Origin of the sequence: Streptomyces sp. HUAS 31 (assembly GCF_028198125.1) — a bacterium.
GTDB lineage: Bacteria > Actinomycetota > Actinomycetes > Streptomycetales > Streptomycetaceae > Streptomyces > Streptomyces chartreusis.
The window spans coordinates 7,613,803-7,631,972 of sequence record NZ_CP116353.1 but is presented as its reverse complement, the minus strand read 5'-3'; the positions used below and the strand labels follow the sequence as shown (position 1 = coordinate 7,631,972).

General features: G+C 71.8%; 14 protein-coding genes. 5 read left to right on the top strand and 9 right to left on the bottom strand.

The window, feature by feature from the left end; genetic code table 11:
• Positions 1 to 7: 7 nt before the first annotated feature.
• From PGH47_RS33825 to PGH47_RS33805, 5 genes are all read right to left on the bottom strand, one after another.
• Positions 8 to 1,165, bottom strand: a complete 1,158-nt coding sequence (locus PGH47_RS33825; RefSeq protein ID WP_271666541.1) for an XdhC family protein — start codon at positions 1,163 to 1,165, stop codon at positions 8 to 10.
• Positions 1,166 to 1,212: 47 nt separating this feature from the next.
• Entirely contained in the window at positions 1,213 to 2,670 is a 1,458-nt protein-coding gene (locus PGH47_RS33820; RefSeq protein WP_030952619.1) for an NCS2 family permease, read from the bottom strand.
• 166 nt (positions 2,671 to 2,836) lie between these two features.
• Positions 2,837 to 5,221 carry a xanthine dehydrogenase family protein molybdopterin-binding subunit gene (locus tag PGH47_RS33815; protein ID WP_271666540.1) on the bottom strand — a complete coding sequence of 795 codons (2,385 nt, stop codon included), beginning with the start codon at positions 5,219 to 5,221 and terminating at the stop codon, positions 2,837 to 2,839.
• Position 5,222: 1 nt separating this feature from the next.
• Positions 5,223 to 5,807, bottom strand: coding sequence for a (2Fe-2S)-binding protein (locus PGH47_RS33810; RefSeq protein WP_126900794.1), 585 nt, complete (start codon positions 5,805 to 5,807; stop codon positions 5,223 to 5,225).
• Positions 5,807 to 6,697 carry an FAD binding domain-containing protein gene (locus PGH47_RS33805; protein ID WP_107907819.1) on the bottom strand — a complete coding sequence of 297 codons (891 nt, stop codon included), beginning with the start codon at positions 6,695 to 6,697 and terminating at the stop codon, positions 5,807 to 5,809. The genes PGH47_RS33810 and PGH47_RS33805 overlap by 1 nt, the downstream gene beginning before the upstream one ends.
• A gap of 375 nt (positions 6,698 to 7,072) precedes the next feature.
• On the opposite strand from PGH47_RS33805, the gene PGH47_RS33800 reads away from it, so the two are divergent.
• Positions 7,073 to 8,746 (top strand): PucR family transcriptional regulator, encoded by a 1,674-nt coding sequence (locus tag PGH47_RS33800; protein WP_271666539.1) that lies wholly within the window; start codon positions 7,073 to 7,075, stop codon positions 8,744 to 8,746.
• A 153-nt stretch (positions 8,747 to 8,899) separates the two neighbouring features.
• Positions 8,900 to 9,682 (top strand): hypothetical protein, encoded by a 783-nt coding sequence (locus PGH47_RS33795; RefSeq protein ID WP_107907817.1) that lies wholly within the window; start codon positions 8,900 to 8,902, stop codon positions 9,680 to 9,682.
• Between the two features lie 365 nt (positions 9,683 to 10,047).
• Here PGH47_RS33795 and PGH47_RS33790 read toward each other — a convergent pair whose 3' ends face one another.
• Entirely contained in the window at positions 10,048 to 10,995 is a 948-nt protein-coding gene (locus PGH47_RS33790; protein ID WP_271666538.1) for a GntR family transcriptional regulator, read from the bottom strand.
• A 154-nt stretch (positions 10,996 to 11,149) separates the two neighbouring features.
• Between PGH47_RS33790 and PGH47_RS33785 the strand changes: the two genes are divergently transcribed.
• Both PGH47_RS33785 and PGH47_RS33780 read left to right on the top strand, forming a co-directional pair.
• Positions 11,150 to 12,001 carry a (2Fe-2S)-binding protein gene (locus PGH47_RS33785; RefSeq protein WP_271666537.1) on the top strand — a complete coding sequence of 284 codons (852 nt, stop codon included), beginning with the start codon at positions 11,150 to 11,152 and terminating at the stop codon, positions 11,999 to 12,001.
• Between the two features lie 360 nt (positions 12,002 to 12,361).
• Positions 12,362 to 13,402: a DUF2637 domain-containing protein gene (locus PGH47_RS33780; protein WP_126903203.1), complete on the top strand. Its 1,041-nt coding sequence runs from the start codon at positions 12,362 to 12,364 to the stop codon at positions 13,400 to 13,402.
• A gap of 105 nt (positions 13,403 to 13,507) precedes the next feature.
• On the opposite strand, the gene PGH47_RS33775 is transcribed toward PGH47_RS33780, so the two are convergent.
• Together PGH47_RS33775 and PGH47_RS33770 are read right to left on the bottom strand one after the other, a co-directional pair.
• On the bottom strand, positions 13,508 to 13,930 hold the full coding sequence (locus PGH47_RS33775) for an ATP-binding protein (protein ID WP_333938222.1): 423 nt from the start codon (positions 13,928 to 13,930) through the stop codon (positions 13,508 to 13,510).
• A gap of 724 nt (positions 13,931 to 14,654) precedes the next feature.
• Positions 14,655 to 15,269, bottom strand: a complete 615-nt coding sequence (locus PGH47_RS33770; protein WP_271666535.1) for a hypothetical protein — start codon at positions 15,267 to 15,269, stop codon at positions 14,655 to 14,657.
• Positions 15,270 to 15,513: 244 nt separating this feature from the next.
• On the opposite strand from PGH47_RS33770, the gene PGH47_RS33765 reads away from it, so the two are divergent.
• Positions 15,514 to 16,812, top strand: a complete 1,299-nt coding sequence (locus PGH47_RS33765) for a helix-turn-helix domain-containing protein (protein ID WP_271666534.1) — start codon at positions 15,514 to 15,516, stop codon at positions 16,810 to 16,812.
• Between the two features lie 15 nt (positions 16,813 to 16,827).
• On the opposite strand, the gene PGH47_RS33760 is transcribed toward PGH47_RS33765, so the two are convergent.
• Positions 16,828 to 18,144, bottom strand: coding sequence for a PP2C family serine/threonine-protein phosphatase (locus PGH47_RS33760; protein ID WP_271666533.1), 1,317 nt, complete (start codon positions 18,142 to 18,144; stop codon positions 16,828 to 16,830).
• Positions 18,145 to 18,170: the final 26 nt, after the last annotated feature.

The window sequence follows — 18,170 nt, the reverse complement described above, 5'->3', positions numbered from 1 at the left end:
GCGCCGTTCAGGCCACGGACCCGATCCGCCCGGCAGGCGAGGACGTCGACGTCGCGTCGTGATGGATCGGCGTATGCGCGCCGGTCAGGGAGACACCGCTGCCACCACGCCGGCCCGCGACGATCTCCGAGGCGATCGACAGGGCCGTCTCCTCGGGCGTACGGGCGCCGAGGTCCAGGCCGATCGGTGAGCGGAGCCGGGCCAGCTCCAGTTCGGTGACGCCGACCTGCCTGAGCCGCTCGTTGCGGTCCAGGTGGGTGCGGCGCGAGCCCATCGCGCCCACGTACGCCACCGGCAGCCGCAGCGCCAACTGGAGCAGCGGGACGTCGAACTTGGCGTCGTGGGTGAGCACGCACAGGACGCTGCGCGCGTCCACCTCGGTGCGCTCCAGGTACTTGTGCGGCCACTCCACGACGATCTCGTCGGCCTCCGGGAAGCGGGTCCTGGTCGCGAAGACCGGCCGGGCGTCGCACACCGTCACGTGGTAGTTCAGGAACTTGCCGATCCGCACGAGCGCCGACGCGAAGTCGATCGCGCCGAAGACGATCATCCGGGGTGCGGGGACGGAGGACTCGACCAGGACCGTGAGCGGGGCGCCGCAGCGCGAGCCCTGTTCGCCGATCTCCAGGGTGCCCGTGCGGCCGGCGTCCAGGAACGCGCCCGCCTCCGCGGCGACCGTGCGGTCCAGTTCGGGATGGCCGCCGAAGCCGCCGTCGTAGCCGCCGTCGGGGCGGACCAGCAGCGCGCGGCCCACCAGGTCCAAGGGTCCTGACACGATCCGGGCGACCGCCGCCGCCTCGCCGGCCGACGCCGCGGCGAGGGCAGCCGCCAGCACCGGGCGGGCCGGGTCCTGCGCCCGTACCGGGGTGACGAGGATGTCGATGATGCCCCCGCACGTCAGGCCGACGGCGAAGGCGTCCTCGTCGCTGTAGCCGAAGCGCTCCAGGACCGTCTCGCCGTCCTGAAGGGCCTGTTGGCACAGTTCGTAGACCGCGCCCTCCACACAGCCGCCGGAGACCGAGCCGATCGCCGTGCCGTCGGCGTCCACCGCGAGCGCGGCGCCGGGCTGGCGGGGTGCGCTGCCGCCGACCGCCACCACGGTGGCCACGGCGAAGTCGCGTCCCTGCTCGACCCACCGGTGCAGCTCTTCGGCGATGTCCAGCATTTCTCGGTCTCCTTAAAGCGGTCGTGTGGAGGGCGGCACGCGCACGGCTAGTGCACGCCCATCCAGCTCTCAATGGGATTGAGGGCGAAATAGACGATGAAGATGCCTGTCAGGGCCCACATGAACGCCCCGATCTCCCGCGCCTTGCCCTGAGCGATCTTGATGGCGACGTACGAGATGACACCGGCCGCGACACCCGCAGTGATCGAGTAGGTGAACGGCATGATCACGACGGTGAGGAACACCGGGATCGCGGTGGCCCGGTCGGCCCAGTCCACGTGCCGTGCGTTCATCATCATCATGGCGCCGATGACCACCAGGGCCGCCGCCGCGACCTCGCCCGGCACGATCGCCGTGAGCGGGGTGAAGAAGAGGCAGGCCGCGAAGAACAGGCCGGTGACGACCGAGGAGAGGCCCGTACGGGCACCCTCGCCGACGCCGGTCGCCGACTCGACGAACACCGTCTGCCCGGACGCGCCGGACACACCGCCGATGGCGCCGCCGGCGCCGTCGATGAACAGCGCCTTGGAGAGGCCCGGCATCCGGCCCTTGTCGTCGGCGAGCTTGGCCTCGGTGCCGACGCCGATGATGGTGGCCATCGCGTCGAAGAACCCGGCGAGCACCAGGGTGAAGACGATCATGCCGACCGTCATCGCGCCGACCTCGCCCCAGCCGCCGAACTCGACGTTGCCGAAGATCGAGAAGTCCGGCATGGACACCGCGCTGCCGTGCAGTTCGGGAGCGCCGCTGGCCCACTGCTTGGGGTCGATGGCGCCGAAGGCGTTGAGGACGACGGCGAGCACGGTGCCGCCGACGATGCCGATCAGGATCGCGCCGGGGATGCCGCGCGCCTGCAGCATGAAGATCGCGAGGAGGGTGACCGCGAAGAGCAGGACGGGCCAGCCGGCCAGTTCGCCGGCGGGGCCGAGGGTGACCGGGGTGGCCTCGCCCTGGTGCACGAAGCCGGCCTTGTAGAAGCCGATCAGCGCGACGAACAGGCCGATGCCCATGGTGATGGCGTGCTTCAGCGCGAGCGGGATCGCGTTCATGATCATCTCGCGCAGGCCGGTGACGACCAGCAGCATGATGATCACGCCGTACATCACGCACATGCCCATGGCCTGCGGCCAGGTCATCTGCGGGGCGACCTGCGAGGCCAGGACGCCGGAGACGGAGAGGCCGGCGGCGAGGGCGAGCGGCACCTTGCCGAAGAAGCCCATCAGCAGCGTGCTGAAGGCCGCCGCGAACGCGGTCGCGGTGATCAGTGCCTTCTGGGCGAGGGTGTCGCCGGCCGCGTCCTTGCCGGACAGGATCAGCGGGTTGAGCAGGAGGATGTACGCCATCGCCATGAAGGTCGTGACGCCGCCGCGCACCTCACGCGCGACCGTGGATTCTCTCTTGGATATGTGGAAGTACCGGTCGAGCCAGGACCTGCCGGCCGGGACGCGGGTGCCTTCTCCCGCGTCTTCGGCTGTGGTCGCCGGCTCCAGAGACTGCTGGGTCATGTGGGCCTACTCCCAAGGTTCAAAGGGGCACCCGCGCATTGCCTTCGGCGATTGGCGGGGTTTGGGGAGGTGCACGACCCGGGGGACGGCCCGAGACGAACAGTTGGGGGGCCTGGGGGGACGAAGTCCCCCCAGGACAGGATTGACCGGTTCAACGCCCGGAGGGCTACGTGCCGGTGAGGTGTTCCGGCCGTACCGGCGTGCGGTTGAGCTCCAGCCCGGTCGCGCTCCGGATCGCCGCGAGGACGGCCGGGGTCGAGGACAGGGTGGGTGCCTCACCGATGCCACGGAGCCCGTACGGGGCGTGGTCGTCGGCGAGTTCGAGCACGTCGACGGGGATGGTCGGCGTGTCGAGGATCGTGGGGATGAGGTAGTCGGTGAAGGAGGGGTTCCTGACCTTCGCCGTCTTCGGGTCGACGATGATCTCCTCCATCACCGCCACGCCCAGGCCCTGGGTGGTGCCGCCCTGGATCTGGCCGATGACGGACAGCGGGTTGAGCGCCTTGCCGACGTCCTGGGCGCAGGCCAGCTCGATCACCTTCACCAGGCCGAGCTCGGTGTCCACCTCGACGACCGCGCGGTGCGCGGCGAAGGAGTACTGGACGTGCCCGAAGCCCTGGCCGGTGCGCAGGTCGAAGGCCTCGGTCGGACGGTGCCGCCACTCGGCCTCGACCTCGACGGCCTCGCCCTCCAGCAGGTCCACCAGATCGACGAGCACTTCGCCGCCGTCGGTGACGACCTTGCCGCCCTCCAGCAGGAGTTCGGCGGTGGCCCAGGCCGGGTGGTAGGAGCCGAACTTGCGGCGCCCGATCTCCAGGACCTTCTCGCGGACCAGCTCGCAGGAGTTCTTCACGGCGCCGCCGGTGACGTACGTCTGCCGGGAGGCCGAGGTCGACCCGGCCGAGCCCACCTGGGTGTCCGCCGGGTGGATGGTCACCTGGGTGACGCCCAGCTCGGTGCGGGCGATCTGCGCGTGGACGGTGACGCCGCCCTGGCCGACCTCCGCCATCGCGGTGTGCACGGTGGCCACCGGCTCGCCGCCGACGACCTCCATGCGCACCTTGGCGGTGGAGTAGTCGTCGAAGCCCTCGGAGAAGCCGACGTTCTTGATGCCGACCGCGTAGCCGACGCCGCGTACGACGCCCTCGCCGTGCGTGGTGTTGGACAGGCCGCCCGGCAGCTGCCGTACGTCCGCGCCCTCGCTGGACTCCCACTGGCGCTCCGGCGGCAGCGGCATCGCCTTGACGCGGCGCAGGAGTTCGGCGACCGGGGCCGGCGAGTCGACGGGCTGGCCCGTCGGCATGATCGTGCCCTGCTCCATGGCGTTGAGCTGCCGCAGCGCCACCGGGTCCATGCCCAGCTTCTCGGCCAGCTTGTCCATCTGCGCCTCGTAGGCGAAGCACGCCTGGACCGCGCCGAAGCCGCGCATGGCGCCGCAGGGCGGGTTGTTGGTGTAGAGGGCGATGGCCTCGATGTCGACGTCCTCGACCACGTACGGGCCGATGCTGAGCGAGGAGGCGTTGCCGACGACCGCCGGGGAGGCCGAGGCGTACGCCCCGCCGTCCAGCACGATCCGGCACTTCACGTGCGTGAGCTTGCCGTCCTTGGTGGCCCCGTGCTCGTAGTACAGCTTGGCCGGGTGGCGGTGGACGTGCCCGAAGAAGGACTCGAACCGGTTGTAGACGATCTTGACGGGCTTGCCGGTGCGCAGTGCCAGCAGGCAGGCGTGGATCTGCATCGACAGGTCCTCGCGGCCGCCGAAGGCTCCGCCGACGCCGGACAGCGTCATGCGGACCTTGCTCTCGGGCAGGCCGAGGACCGGGGCGATCTGGCGCAGGTCGCTGTGCAGCCACTGGGTGGCGACGTACAGGTGGACGCCGCCGTCCTCGTCCGGCACGGCGAGGCCGGACTCCGGGCCGAGGAAGGCCTGGTCCTGCATGCCGAAGGTGTACTCGCCCTTGACGATCACGTCGGCCCGCCCGGCGGCCCCGGCCGCGTCGCCGCGGATGATCGGCTGGCGGTGGACGATGTTCGGGTGCGGGACGTGGCCGCTGTGGTGGTCGTCGCGGCCCTCGTGGACGAGGATCGCGTCCGGTGCGGTCGCGGAGGCCTCGTCGGTGATGACGGGCAGCTCGCGGTACTCGACCTTGATCTTCGCGGCGGCGCGACGCGCCGTCTCCGGGTGGTCGGCTGCGACGATGGCGACCGGCTCGCCGTGGTGGCGGACCTTGCCGTGGGCGAGGACCGGGGTGTCCTGGATCTCCAGGCCGTAGTTCTTCACCTCGGTCGGCAGGTCGTCGTAGGTCATGACGGCGTAGACGCCCGCCGTGGCCAGTGCCTCGCTCGTGTCGATGGACACGATCTCGGCGTGCGCGACGGTGGACCGGAGGATCTGCCCCCAGAGCATGTCCTCGTGCCACATGTCGGACGAGTACGCGAACTCGCCGGTGACCTTGAGGGTGCCGTCCGGGCGGAGCGTGGACTCGCCGATGCCGCCCTTGGTCTGGGAACCCTGGGTGATCTTGGTGGGAGTGCCGTTAGGAGTGGACACGTCAGACCGCCTCTCCCTGCCGGGCGGCCGCGAGGCGGACCGCGTCCATGATCTTCTCGTAGCCGGTGCAGCGGCACAGGTTGCCCGACAGCGCCTCGCGGATGTCCGCGTCGGTCGGGTTCGGGTTGCGCTCCAGCATCTCGTCGGCGGCGACCAGCAGACCCGGCGTGCAGAAGCCGCACTGGACGGCGCCGGCGTCGATGAACGCCTGCTGGATCGGGGAGAGTTCGGTGCCCTCACCGGTCTGCGAGTCCTGCCCCTTGGCGGCCCACCCCTGGGCGTCCTGAAGCGACGTACCGCAGGCACCGGTCGCACAGCCACCGTGCTCGGCGCGCTGCTTGGCGAAGTCGGCGAGCCCCTCTACGGTGACGACCTCGCGGCCCTCGACCTGCCCGGCGGCGACCAGACACGAACAGACCGGCACACCATCCAGCCGGACGGTGCAGGACCCGCACTCGCCCTGCTCACAGGCGTTCTTCGAGCCCGGAAGGCCCATCCGCTCGCGCAGCACGTACAGCAGGGACTCGCCCTCCCACACGTCGTCGGCTTCCTGCGGACGTCCGTTGACAGTGAAGTTGACACGCATTACGCGGCTCCCTCCGTGAGGCGGCGCTCGCCGCGATACGACTCCCAGGTCCAGGTCAGCGTGCGGCGCGCCATGACGCCGACCGCGTGCCGGCGGTAGCTCGCCGTGCCCCGGACGTCGTCGATCGGGTTGCAGGCGCCGGAGCACAGCTCGGCGAACTGCTTGGCGACCGACGGGGTGATGATCTTGCCGTTGTCCCAGAAGCCGCCCTCTTCGAGCGCCGCGTTCAGGAACTCCTCGGCGGCCTTGGCCCGCACGGGTGTGGGGGCGGCCGAGCCGATGCCGGTGCGCACGGTCCGCGTCTCGGGGTGCAGGGCGAGCCCGAAGGCGCACACGGCGATGACCATCGCGTTGCGCGTGCCGACCTTCGAGTACTGCTGCGGCCCGTCGGCCTTCTTGATGTGCACGGCCCGGATCAGCTCGTCGGCGGCCAGCGCGTTGCGCTTCACGCCCGTGTAGAACTCGTCGATCGGGATACGGCGGCTGCCGCGCACCGACTCGACCTCGACCTCGGCGCCGGCCGCGAGGAGCGCGGGGTGGGCGTCACCGGCCGGGGAGGCGGTGCCGAGGTTGCCGCCGACGCCGCCGCGGTTGCGGATCTGCGGGGAGGCGACCGTGTGCGAGGCGAGCGCGAGGCCCGGCAGCTCGGCACGGAGGCTCTCCATGATCCTCGTGTACGGCACAGAGGCGCCGAGCCGCACGCTCTCCTCGCCGACCTCCCACTCGTAGAGGTCGCCGACGCGGTTCAGGTCGAGCAGGTACTCGGGCCGGCGGTGGTCGAAGTTGATCTCGACCATCACATCGGTGCCACCCGCAATCGGCACAGCGGTGGGGTGCTCGGCCTTCGCGGCGAGCGCCTCCTCCCAGCTGGCGGGGCGAAGGAAGTCCATGACCGGCTCTCTTCTTCGTCTCGTGGGTCGTACGGTTTGAGCCAGATCAGGTGCGGCGGGCCCGGCTCGTTCATGTGCTGTTAACGCGCATTGACGTCAGTACACAGCGCGCTGCTCCACCGGGGTCAGTCACGGAAACCATGAAGGAGTTGGCTGGCCAGGGTAGGCATCTTGTAGATTCGTATGAACGGAGGTCACCAGTAACCTCCACGTCTTTCTCCGGAAACAGCAGCCACGGCGCTGTGACCTGGGACACCGTCCGAAAGACGACGAGCACCGCCCCCGGCGCCGCTCATCGGCCCGCCGTACGGGCCGCCCCGACTGACCCTTCAAGATTCATCGTAGATTTCGAGACAAAGAACGGCGGCGACGAGAATGCGGCTGCGCGCACTGCTGGAATCCGACGCGCTGGGCCTCAAGCTGCTCGGCGGCGAGGACGAGCTGGATCGCACCGTGCGCGGCGTGATGACCACCGACCTGCGCGACCCCAGCCGCTATCTGTCCGGCGGTGAGCTGGTGCTCACGGGCCTGGCCTGGCGGCGCGACGCCGCTGACTCCGACCCTTTCGTGCACATCCTGGTGCAGGCCGGAGTGGCCGCCCTGGCCGCCGGTGAGGCGGAGCTCGGCGACATCCCCGACGACCTGGTGACGGCCTGCGCCCGGCACCGTCTGCCGCTCTTCGCGGTGCACGAGTCGGTGGCGTTCGCGACGGTCACCGAGCATGTCGTACGGCAGGTCAGCGGCGAGCGGGCCGGGGATCTGGCGGCCGTCGTCGACCGGCACCGCCGGATGATGACGTCGGGCCCGGCGGGCGGCGGCCCGGACGTGGTCCTGGACCTCCTCGGCTCGGACCTGGATCTGCGGGCCTGGGTGCTGTCGCCGACGGGCCGGCTCATCGCGGGCTCCGAGGTCGGGGGGCCCGCCCTGCCCGCCGAGCTGTGCGCCCGGCTGGCGGCGGAGCATCTGACGGCCGCCCGCACGGGCCGCCGCGGCCCGCACCGGATCACCCTCGGTACCGCGACGTACTCCCTGTTCCCGATCCGCAGCAGCGGCCGCGCCGCCCAGGGCTCGCGGGACGTGCGCGAGACGCTGCTGTCGGACTGGCTGCTGGCCGTGGAGGCGGACGCGAGCGACTGGCCGGAGGAGCGGCTCGACCTCCTCCAGGGCGTCACCCAGCTGATCGCGGTCGAACGGGACCGCCGCGACGCGGCCCGCACGGTCCGCCGCCGCCTCGCCCAGGAGGTCCTGGAACTGGTCCAGACGGGCGCGGCGCCGGCCGAGATCGCCGCGCGCCTGCGGGTGGCCGCACCGGTTCTGCTGCCCGGCCTCGGGGCAGCCCCGCACTGGCAGGTGGTGGTCGCGCGGGCCGAGTGGGAGGGCGCCGACATCGAGGCGGGCCCGATCGCCCAGTCCCTCCTGGAGGAGATCCTGGTGGACCCGCTGGCCACCGGCCCGGAGCCCTCCGACCGCATCGCGGTGGCCCACACGGGTGACGAGGCCATCGCCCTGGTGCCCCTCCCCGCCGTCTCCTCGGAGCACGACGGCTCGGAGGCCGGCATCCTCGCCGACGCGCTGCTGGAGTCGGTCCGCACCCCGCTCTCGGCGGGCCTGAACGACGACGGCCGGGTCACGCTCGGCGTCAGCGCGGCGGTGCACTCTGCGGAGGGCCTGCGGGGCGCCCTGGAGGAGGCCCGCCACGCCCGCCGGGTGGCGGCGGCGCGCCCGGGGAGGGTCTGCGCGGCCGGCCACCAGGAACTGGCGTCCCACGTCCTCCTCCTGCCCTTCGTCCCGGACGACGTCCGCCGGGCCTTCACCGCGCGCCTCCTCGACCCCCTCCGCGACTACGACCGCCGCCACCGGGCCGAGCTGATCCCCACCCTCGAAGCCTTCCTGGACTGCGACGGCTCCTGGACCCGCTGCGCGACCCGTCTCCACCTGCACGTCAACACACTGCGCTATCGGGTCGGCAGGATCGAGCAGTTGACGAGTCGGGACCTGTCCCGGCTGGAGGACAAGCTCGATTTCTTCTTGGCATTGCGGATGAGTTGACCCCACCCGGCCACCCCGTCGGATGGCACCAAGTGCCGTCACTGTCCCACGACTTTGTGAAATCCTTCACCCACCCTCTTGGCCGGGCCGCCAGATTCGTGCTGAGATGCCGCCACCACTCAACAGCTCGATGGCGTGCTCGGGGAGGGACAGGTGGCGCATACCGCCATGTCTGGTAACGGAACGACCGACGGTGACGATCCACTCCAGACCGCGGTATGGCGGCTGCGTTCACGCGCCTGCTGGGCGGACGCGGCGGCCCTGCTACGGCCGGTGACGGCGTCGGCCTCGCTCCAGCGGGCGTCGCTGCTGGTGGAGCGCTGCCTCTACACCGAGCAGGGCTGGGAGGAGGCCGAGGACGCGCTCCGCACGGCCGAGGCGCTCGCCCACAGTGACGACGAGCGGGGCGCGGCAGCTTGTGAACGCGGGCAACTTGCGTACGCGGCGACACTGCACGGAGTGCGCGACCGGGCGGACGAGGCGCGGGCGGCGCTGGGCCGGGCGGCGGCGCTGATCCCTCCGGGGGCAGCGGGCCGGGCCCTCCTGGACTTCCGCCGCGGCCTCCTGGCGGAGAACCTGGCCCGCTCACCCCAATCCGCACGAGCCGCCTACCGCCGAGCCCACGCCGGCGCCACAGCGCACGCCGACCCCCTCCTGCTCTCCTTCACCTGGCGTCACCTGGCCGGACTGGCCCTGCGCGACGGCGAGTTGGCGGAGGCACGGCACGGCTTCGCCGAGTCCCTGCGCATCCGCGAGGAACTCGGCTACCTGGTGGGCACGGCCCCCGCGCTCGCGTCCCTGGCCGACGCGGAGTCCGAACCGGAGGCGTCCCGCCTCCGCGAGGAAGCCACCCGCCTCTTCCGCCTACTGGGCGGAGTCCCCACCTGGCTGGCCCACCAACTGACCCCACCGGCCCCGGACGCGGCAACGGCGTAGCCCCCGCCCAAGGACCAACCCCTGGGACTGCCGCCCCAGACCCCGCTTCGGCCTGAACGGCCTCGTCCTCAAACGCCGGACGGGCTGAAGGGGTGGATGCGCACCAGCGGAAATGGTTGCGGCCCGACGCAGAACGGGCTGCAAGAGGCAGGCGGAGCCGAGAGGCGCGCACGCCCACGGCGGCAAGGGGCCGTGCCGGGGGGTGTCCGCCCGCAGCGGCGGGCGTCAAGAAACAGCACAGCCCTGAGACACAGCAACCGCCCGACCGAGGACGGAGACCCCCCGGCACGGCCCCGACCCACCACACACCCGCAGGCGCTACACGAACCCCCACTCAGCAGCAACAGGCCGCCGCAGGCATCCCGTCAGCGCGCCCCGGCGAAGTGCTCCCCCACCAGCGACCGCACCACATCCAGATCCCGCGCGATCAACGCATCCAACAGCGCCATGTGCTCCGCCGCATCCGCCAGCAGATCGGCATGCCCCCGCCCCGACACCCGCACCGGACCCACCAGCGGCCACTGAGCCCGCCGATGCAGATCATCGGCGAGCTGGACCAACTGCTCGTTGCCACAGAACGCGAGCACCGCCCGATGGAACGACCGGTCCGACTCCGCATACGTGGCCCGGCACCCGGAAGAAGCCGCCCGCACCGTAGCCTCCGCCAACGGCCGCAACTCAGCCCACCGCTCGACAGAAACCGTACGAGCCAGCCGCAACATCACCGGCACCTCGATCAACGCCCGCACCTCGGCCAGCTCGGCCAGCTCCCGAGCCCCCCGCTCGACCACCCGGAACCCCCGGTTGGGCACGACCTCGACGGCCCCCTCCAACGCGAGCTGCTGCATTGCCTCCCGCACCGGCGTCGCGGAAACCCCGAACCGCTCCCCCAACGCAGGCGCCGAGTACACCGCCCCGGGCGTCAGTTCACCGGTGACCAGCGCGGTACGCAACGCGTCCAGGATCTGCCCCCGCACCGAGGCCCGCTGCACCAAGGCCCGAGGCCGCGGAATAGGCGTCTCACTGTGCGTGTGCTCACCCCGAGCCACAGCCCCGGCGCCACCCCGCCCCGGCCCACCATCCACACCACGCTCAGCCCGCTCAACCCTGTCAGCCCGCTCAACGCGCTCAGCCCGGTCGACCCGACCGCCCCGCTCCTCCTCCACGCCCCGCCCCTGCACAGGCACACGCGGCACATCCGCACGAACCTCGGGACCCCCGACCCCCACGCCGCCCACACCTTCCGCCCCGTCCAAGCCACCCGACCCATCGGGATTCCCCGTCACCGCGGAGCCCTGCGCGCCCTGCTTCACGGGTCCTCCTCCGGACGTGTCGGTACTTGGGGTCATTACGGCGGGTTGTTACTCACCCGTCAAGCACCATAGGCGCAGAACGCGACAGTTCAAACCGCAGCGATCTTCGGTAAGGTAAGGCTTACCTTTTAAGCCTCATGGATCGGCGGCCCACATGCCCGTGCCCCCTACGGCCCTCGCAGACGCCTACACCCGTCTCACCACGGCCTTCCCGGGGCTGGACATCATCCAGCCGCCCGCCCCCGAGCCGATGCCCGCCCACAACGGATGGGTCACCGCGGCCGCCCTCGCCGCCGGCGGCGACACCCTCGACGCCTTCCTGGCCTGGGACGACGCACAGGTGGTGCGCGACTACGGACAGCCCGCCCGCCCGGACGTCGTCGCCAGCTTCGGCCTGCACCTCTACGCCTGGCCCGCCTGCCTGCTGATCACCGTCCCGTGGTTCCTGCTCCGCCGCGTCCCCCGCCTCCCGGTGACACATGTCTCGTACGACCGCACGGCCCCCGGCCTCGCGATAGGCCGCCTGGCGGCCCGCCCGGCCGCCTTCGCCTGCCTCCCCGGCGACCCGGCGGCCGCCCTGCCCGGCGCCGAGGTCGTCCCGGACGAGGAGGCGCTGCGCGCGGAGGTGCGGGCCGCCATCGCCGAGCACCTCGAACCCGTCCTCGCCGGCTTCGGCCCGCGCATGCGCCGCCGCGGCCGCGCGCTGTGGGGCATGGCGACCGACGAGATCGTCGAGAGCCTCTGGTACGTCGCCCACCTGTTCGGCGACGGCGAGCAGGACCGGGCACGCCACGAGCTGGAACTGCTCCTGCCGGGCGCGACGCGGCCGTACGTCGGCTCTGCCGCCTTCCGTGAACTGACCGGCCCGAACGGCGAGTCACTGCCCACCAGGGACCGGGCGAGCTGCTGCATGTTCTACACGCTGCGCCCCGAGGACACCTGCGCCACCTGCCCGCGCACCTGCGACGCGGACCGGGTCACCAAACTGCTGGCGGCGGCCGGCTGAACTTCCGGCCACCGAGTACGTCCGCCCGCCCAACACCCTTTGAAGAGCGCGAGTTGAGGCCCCCTCAGACCTCGCGTCACCCTTCGTGCCGTAAGATCACCCACGAGTGGGACACTCGTTACGGTTACAGGCGTTTCACAATTTCCTCACTCCGCGCAGGAACTTTCCGTGGCACCACCCTCACGGGTAGTCTTGTTCGAACTCAACTCCTGCCCCTCAAGCGGCAGTTCGAGCAGAATGCTGCCCTGGGCATCCCCTTGCACTTCCTTGGCGGCCTCTTGCCCCGAAACCCCCTGAGGGCCAGCGGGATTGGGCCACTATGGCGGGCGTTACGCCCTATCCCAATGCAAGGGACCCCAGATGAGATTGACCGACATATCGCTGAACTGGCTGCTTCCGGGCGCCGTACTGCTCCTGGGCATGCTGGCGGCGGTAGCGGTACTGGCGCGCGGCAAGCGGTCGGGGGAGCACGCGAAGACCGAGGACTCGTGGGAGCGCAGCGAGGAGCGTCGCAGGCGCAAGGAGGCCATATACGGCACGGCCTCCTATGTACTCCTCTTCTGCTGCGCCGCGGTCGCGGCCGCGCTCTCCTTCAAGGGCCTGGTCGGCTTCGGTGAGCAGAACCTGGGCCTGTCCGACGGCTGGCAGTACCTGGTGCCGTTCGGTCTGGACGGTGCCGCGATGTTCTGCTCCGTCCTCGCCGTGCGCGAGGCCAGCCACGGTGACGCCGCCCTCGGCTCCCGGATACTCGTGTGGACGTTCGCGGGCGCCGCGGCCTGGTTCAACTGGGTGCACGCGCCTCGGGGCCTCGCCCACGCCGGCGCCCCGCACTTCTTCGCCGGCATGTCCCTTTCGGCGGCCGTGCTGTTCGACCGCGCACTGAAGCAGACCCGCCGGGCCGCCCTGCGCGAGCAGGGTCTGGTGCCGCGTCCGCTGCCGCAGATCCGCATCGTCCGCTGGCTGCGGGCGCCGCGCGAGACCTACAAGGCATGGTCCCTGATGCTGCTGGAGAACGTGCGCAGCCTGGACGAGGCGGTCGACGAGGTCCGCGAGGACAAGCGGCAGAAGGACGCGGCCCGACTGCGCCGCCGCGACAAGGAGCGCATGGATCGCGCCCAGCTCAAGGCCATCAGCCGGGGCCACCGCGGCTTCATCGGCCGCGGCAACGGACGGACGGTGGAGCCGCAGGCCCTGGAGTCCGGTTCCGCCCAGGTGTCCGCGGAGCCTGCCATATCCACGGCAGAACAGCTGCCCGTGCTCACGCGTCCCTCTTTGCAGCCCGTACGCACCGGTTCTGACCCGGTGAAGGTCGACCTCACCGCGGAGGACGACACCATGGCGCTCCCCCGGCTCGACTCCCTCGAGCGCAAGCTGAAGGACCTGGAGCAGCAGTTCGGCTGAGCCTTGGTCAGCGACGCATCGACGTCATCGACGAAGGGGCGCGACCCGCGACGGGTCGCGCCCCTTCGTCGTCGCACGCCACCGGTCACGCGCCGCGCACGTCCGCTACGCGGGGCCCGCGTCGAGTTCGAACCACACCGCCTTCCCGACCGCGTGCGTCCGGACTCCCCAGGCGTCCGCGAGGGACTGGACCAGGAGCAGGCCCCTGCCGCTCGTACCGTCGTCGGCGTTCGGTACGCGTGGTCTGGGCAGCCGGGTCACGAAGTCCCTCACCTCCACCCGAAGTCCGCCCGGTCCGACCGTCGCGGTCAGGACCGCGTCCCGGTCGGTGTGCACGAGCGCGTTGGTGACGAGCTCGCTGGTGAGCAGTTCGGCTATGTCCGGCTGTCCCGGCCTCCCCCAGTGCCGCAACCACTCCCGCAGCGCCCTGCGTGCCTCGGGGACGGCCCGTAGGTCCCGCCGCCCGAGTCTGCGCCTGAGCTGAGGCGGCTGCGCGTGATCCCCGGCGCTCGCGGCCCTGTCCTCCACTGTCTCCACCGAGGAGGCCCCGAATATCACGGGACCGCCTCCTCGCGCCTGCCTCTTCATGACCCCCGCCCGCGTGCCGATGTCGGTTCCCCTCCTGGCTCGAACACGTTCACGGGGACCATTTCCCAATGGGACTTGGCGCCAGTCATGTCGAATCGTGAACGACCAGGTGTTCGGCCACCGTTGTGGCGGTCCAGGCACGATGGATGAAAGCCGAAACGTCACCCGTCGGCCGCCCGGAGGCCGCCACGCGAGACGACCGGGCCGGGTCGGCCACCGGCCACACCCGGGTTTCCCGGTCGAAGGAGCGCGCGCGGCGAGCGGAGGCGGGGCCGTGCATCGGTTGCTGGAGACAGAGGGCACGCCCGTGCGGTCGTGCACGGCAGCGGACCGACTCCGCTGCGGGCGGGCCGACCGCGCGGGATCGTCCCGTGCGTCGATGCGACCCTGCCGAACCGGCCGTAGTCGGCGAAGTGCTGGGGCGGCTGGGGTCGTAGGCGGGGTGGTGGCCCCACACGACCGGCGGCGGGGCAACAGGGCGTCTCGGGCCACCTTTCCGCACCCTGCGAAACTGGCCGGAATTCGCGGGTGTTCACCGCCGTGGAAGGCCGGCGGCACCGCCGCGGCGGCTCCGGAACCGGCCCGCAAGGGATGCGGGGCCGCCCGCCCGACCCCCGTCCGGGAGGGCGGCCCCGCTGTCGCGATGGTCCGGTTGCCGCGTCGGTCAGTAGAGCTTGTCGACCGCGGTGGTGGTCGTCTTCTTGAAGGCCTTCACCGGCGCGTCCTTGAAGTCGCCCATCTGCCCCCACTGCACGACGGTGACAGTGCCACCGTCCCGGCCGACGGCGACCAGGTGGATGTCCATGGCGCCCCACGAGGCACGGGTCGCGAAGCCGTGGACGCGGGCGCCCTCCTCGACCGGCAGGCTGCCGTAGCTCTTGTGGTCGGCCTCGATCTCCGGGTCGGCGTCCATGCGGGCGACGCAGCGCTTGACGTCCTTGTCGAGGCGGGTGGCCAGGGCCTTGGCCTTGGCGCTGTTCCCGACGACGACGTTGAGCTGCTGGGCGCCGGTGTCGAGGTCGGTGCGGAAGGTGCGGTAGCTGGAGGTGTAGGCGAGCAGGGACTCGCCGAAGCAGTACTGCATCTCCTCCGGGATCCCGCCCTTGACCTTGTCGGCGGTCCAGCCGGTGGAGTGCGGCGGCAGTTCGGACGCCGCGAGGAACTTCGGCGCGGGCGCCTTCGGTGCGGCGCCGGCCGGCGCGGCGGAGAGTGCGGTGCCGGCCGTGAGGCCGACGACGGCGAGTGCGGTGAGCACGCCGGCTCGGGTGCGCTTGGGCATGGGTGTTCCCCCGTGGATGAGATGAGTGCATGACTGCGTGAACGTGCGGAAGTGGATCGTCACCGAGGCCGGTTGGTCCCCCCGAACCTGCTCGGTGCCACACCAAGAGCATCAGCCGTCACAGCGGGCAGCCGCAAGCGCCGTCTCCCGATCCGCGACGGTGGAACCATCCCAGCCCTTCTGACGTGCAGGTATATGGAGTGCCTGGGATACCGTCCCGGGACGCGGAGGACCCGGGAGAACAGTGTCGGAAGCACGCGACGACGACGTCCAGGAGTTCGCGGCGTTACTCAGACGTCTGAAGGAACGCACCGACCGCAGTTACGGTCAGCTGGCCCGCCGCCTGAACATGAACACCTCCACGCTGCACCGCTACTGCGCCGGTGACGCGGTCCCCCTCGACTTCGCCCCCGTCGAGCGGTTCGCCGCGCTGTGCGGGGCGACGCCGGAGGAGCGCCTCGAACTGCACCGGTTGTGGATCCTGGCGGTGGCCGCGCGGCAGAGGTCGCGCACGGCGGCCGCCGAGGCGAAGGGCGCGGCGGTCACTCCCCCCTCGGACCCGGCACCCGAGCCGGCGGCCGAACCGGTGCGGGACCCGGCATCGTCCGAGCCCGCGCGGCGCCCTTGGTACCGCAGCCGACGCCTGCTGGTCTCGGCGGCCGTGACGACCGCGCTCCTCGCCACGCTCGGCAGCCTGTCCGCCCTCCCGGACGACCGCACCAAGGGCAGCGACTCCGTCGAAGCGGCCGATCCGCCCCGTACGACGGAGCCGCAGAGCCCGCGCCCGAAGTCGTCCAAGTCGCCGAGCACCTCCCCCAGTACGCCCTCGCCCTCGGCCGGCGGGTCGAGGAAGCCCTCGGCGAAGGCCTCCGGCGACACCGACCGGCCGTCGAACAAGGCGGGCAAGCCGCAGCCCTCCACCGGAGTGCCCCTCACCTGGAGCTCCGACTCGCACGTCTGGCAGGCCGGCTGCGGTCACGACTACGTGATCGACAAGCCGCCGCAGCAGGTCCCGCCGCCGCCGAACCCGCAGGACGCGGCCACCTGGGCGGCGACGATGGGCGCCGTGCACGGCAAGCAGACCCTGGTGAGGATCACGGTGCAGGGCAAGTCGTCCACGGCCGTGGTCCTGGAGGCGCTGCGGGTGCGCGTCGTCGGCCGTTCGGCGCCCATGGCGGGCACCAACTACGCCATGGACAACGGCTGCGGCGGAGCGCTGACGCCCCGCTACTTCGATGTCGACCTGGACAAGGACCGCCCCGTCGCCCGCCCGGCGGACGGCAACGACTCGGGCGTCACGATCCCCGCGATGCGGCTGCCGTACCGCGTGTCCGCCGAGGACCCGGAGGTGCTGCTGATCGACGCGCGGACGGTGGCCTGCGACTGCAGCTGGTACCTGGAGCTGGACTGGTCGTCCCAGGGCCGCACCGGCACCGTCCGCGTCGACGACCACGGCCGGCCGTTCCGTACGACCGGCAACAAGGGTCTGAAGAACTACGCCTACGACACCTCGGCCCGCGCCTGGGTGCCCTGGGAGGAGTAGGAGCGCTCTGGCTCCTCACGCCTCCCAGACGGCGGCGGCCGTACGGTCGTCGGCGTACCCCTTCACCCGGACCTGGGCGTCGGCGAGGAACTCCGCGAGGCCGGGCGGTTCGAGGGCGGACCAGCGTCCGGTCAGGTGGGCGGCGAGGTCGGGTTCGCCGCGCAGGGGGTCGGCTAGGCCGCTCGTGCACATCAGGAGGGTGTCGCCGGGGCGGGCGACGGAGGCGCGGAAGCGGAAGGGTTCACGGGGCGGCTCGGGGGCCGGGTCGTAGGGGCTCGGCGGTGTGGTGATGCCGAGGTCCATGGTGAGCCGGTCGCCGTCGGGCGTCTCGGGGGGCAGCGAGCCGAAGCCGACGACGGGTTCGCCGGTGGCGTCGGTGACGCGGGGTTCGATGTCCTGCCACTCGCCGTTCCGCAGCCGGAAGAGTCCGCCCTCGCCGACGCCGAAGAAGACGCGCGTACGGCACTCGGGGTCGGCGGGCAGCAGGAGGCAGCGCAGGGTCGCCGCGTACTCCTCGGGTTCTATGCCCTGTTCGGCGGCGCTGGCGCGGAGTTTGCCGAGGCTGCGGTCGGTCAGTCGGTGCAGCCCGGACTTCAGGTCGCCGCGCCGCGCTCCCCTTAGGTCCTCGGAGAGTCTGGCGTGGCTGCGGCCGACGGCGCGGCCGATCCAGTGGCAGGCCTCGGCGGCGGCGCGGTGCGCGCCCGGGGTGGCACGGGCGCCGGTGGCCATCGCCACCAGGAGCAGGGCGTGGTCGCCGGTGCCGAAGCGGGCGGTGAGCAGGGAGTCGCGGCGGGGTTCGCCCCGGTAGCGGGCGGAGTCGCCGCGCAGGGAGACGGCGCGCAGGGTGCAGGCGCCGTAGTGGGCGCCGTCGAGGACGGTGTCGGCGACCAGGTCGTCGAGTTCGTCCGGGTCGGCGGGCGGCAGTGCGGTGGGTTCGGCGGCGTAGGTGGGCGGGCCGTCGCCCACGTAGTCGAGGGGGCGTGGCGGCGGGGTGGGCTCGACGGGCGGGCCCGGCCGCTCCGGAGCCTTGACCGGGGGCGGCGGGGGCGGCGGCCCCACATCGGCCGGTGGTGACTCCACGGTGAATCCCGGCGGCCTGGGCAGCCCGGCCGGGAAGGTCGACGCGGGCTCCACGGCATCGGAGTCCGCGCGTGGTGACGGGACCGGCGCACCCGCTGCCGACCGCTGGTTCACCGTCCCGGCGGCCGAGGCGAAGCGGTCGTCCAGTGAGTCGCGGGCCGTCGTCGGGCCCGTGTCGTCGGCGCGGTCACCGTACAGCTGCCTCCACCAGTCGTCCTCGCGGCCGGTGGGCCTACCCCCCTGCTGGTTCATGCCCTCAATTGTCCACCGCGCGGCCC

Excerpts from the sequence above, each read along its gene's own strand:
- PGH47_RS33825 (WP_271666541.1), bottom strand. The coding sequence starts at position 1,165 with ATGCTGGACATCGCCGAAGAGCTGCACCGGTGGGTCGAGCAGGGACGC.
- PGH47_RS33820 (WP_030952619.1), bottom strand. The coding sequence starts at position 2,670 with ATGACCCAGCAGTCTCTGGAGCCGGCGACCACAGCCGAAGACGCGGGA.
- PGH47_RS33810 (WP_126900794.1), bottom strand. The coding sequence starts at position 5,807 with ATGCGTGTCAACTTCACTGTCAACGGACGTCCGCAGGAAGCCGACGAC.
- PGH47_RS33805 (WP_107907819.1), bottom strand. The coding sequence starts at position 6,697 with ATGGACTTCCTTCGCCCCGCCAGCTGGGAGGAGGCGCTCGCCGCGAAG.
- PGH47_RS33800 (WP_271666539.1), top strand. The coding sequence starts at position 7,073 with ATGCGGCTGCGCGCACTGCTGGAATCCGACGCGCTGGGCCTCAAGCTG.
- PGH47_RS33785 (WP_271666537.1), top strand. The coding sequence starts at position 11,150 with ATGCCCGTGCCCCCTACGGCCCTCGCAGACGCCTACACCCGTCTCACC.
- PGH47_RS33780 (WP_126903203.1), top strand. The coding sequence starts at position 12,362 with ATGAGATTGACCGACATATCGCTGAACTGGCTGCTTCCGGGCGCCGTA.
- PGH47_RS33770 (WP_271666535.1), bottom strand. The coding sequence starts at position 15,269 with ATGCCCAAGCGCACCCGAGCCGGCGTGCTCACCGCACTCGCCGTCGTC.
- PGH47_RS33760 (WP_271666533.1), bottom strand. The coding sequence starts at position 18,144 with ATGAACCAGCAGGGGGGTAGGCCCACCGGCCGCGAGGACGACTGGTGG.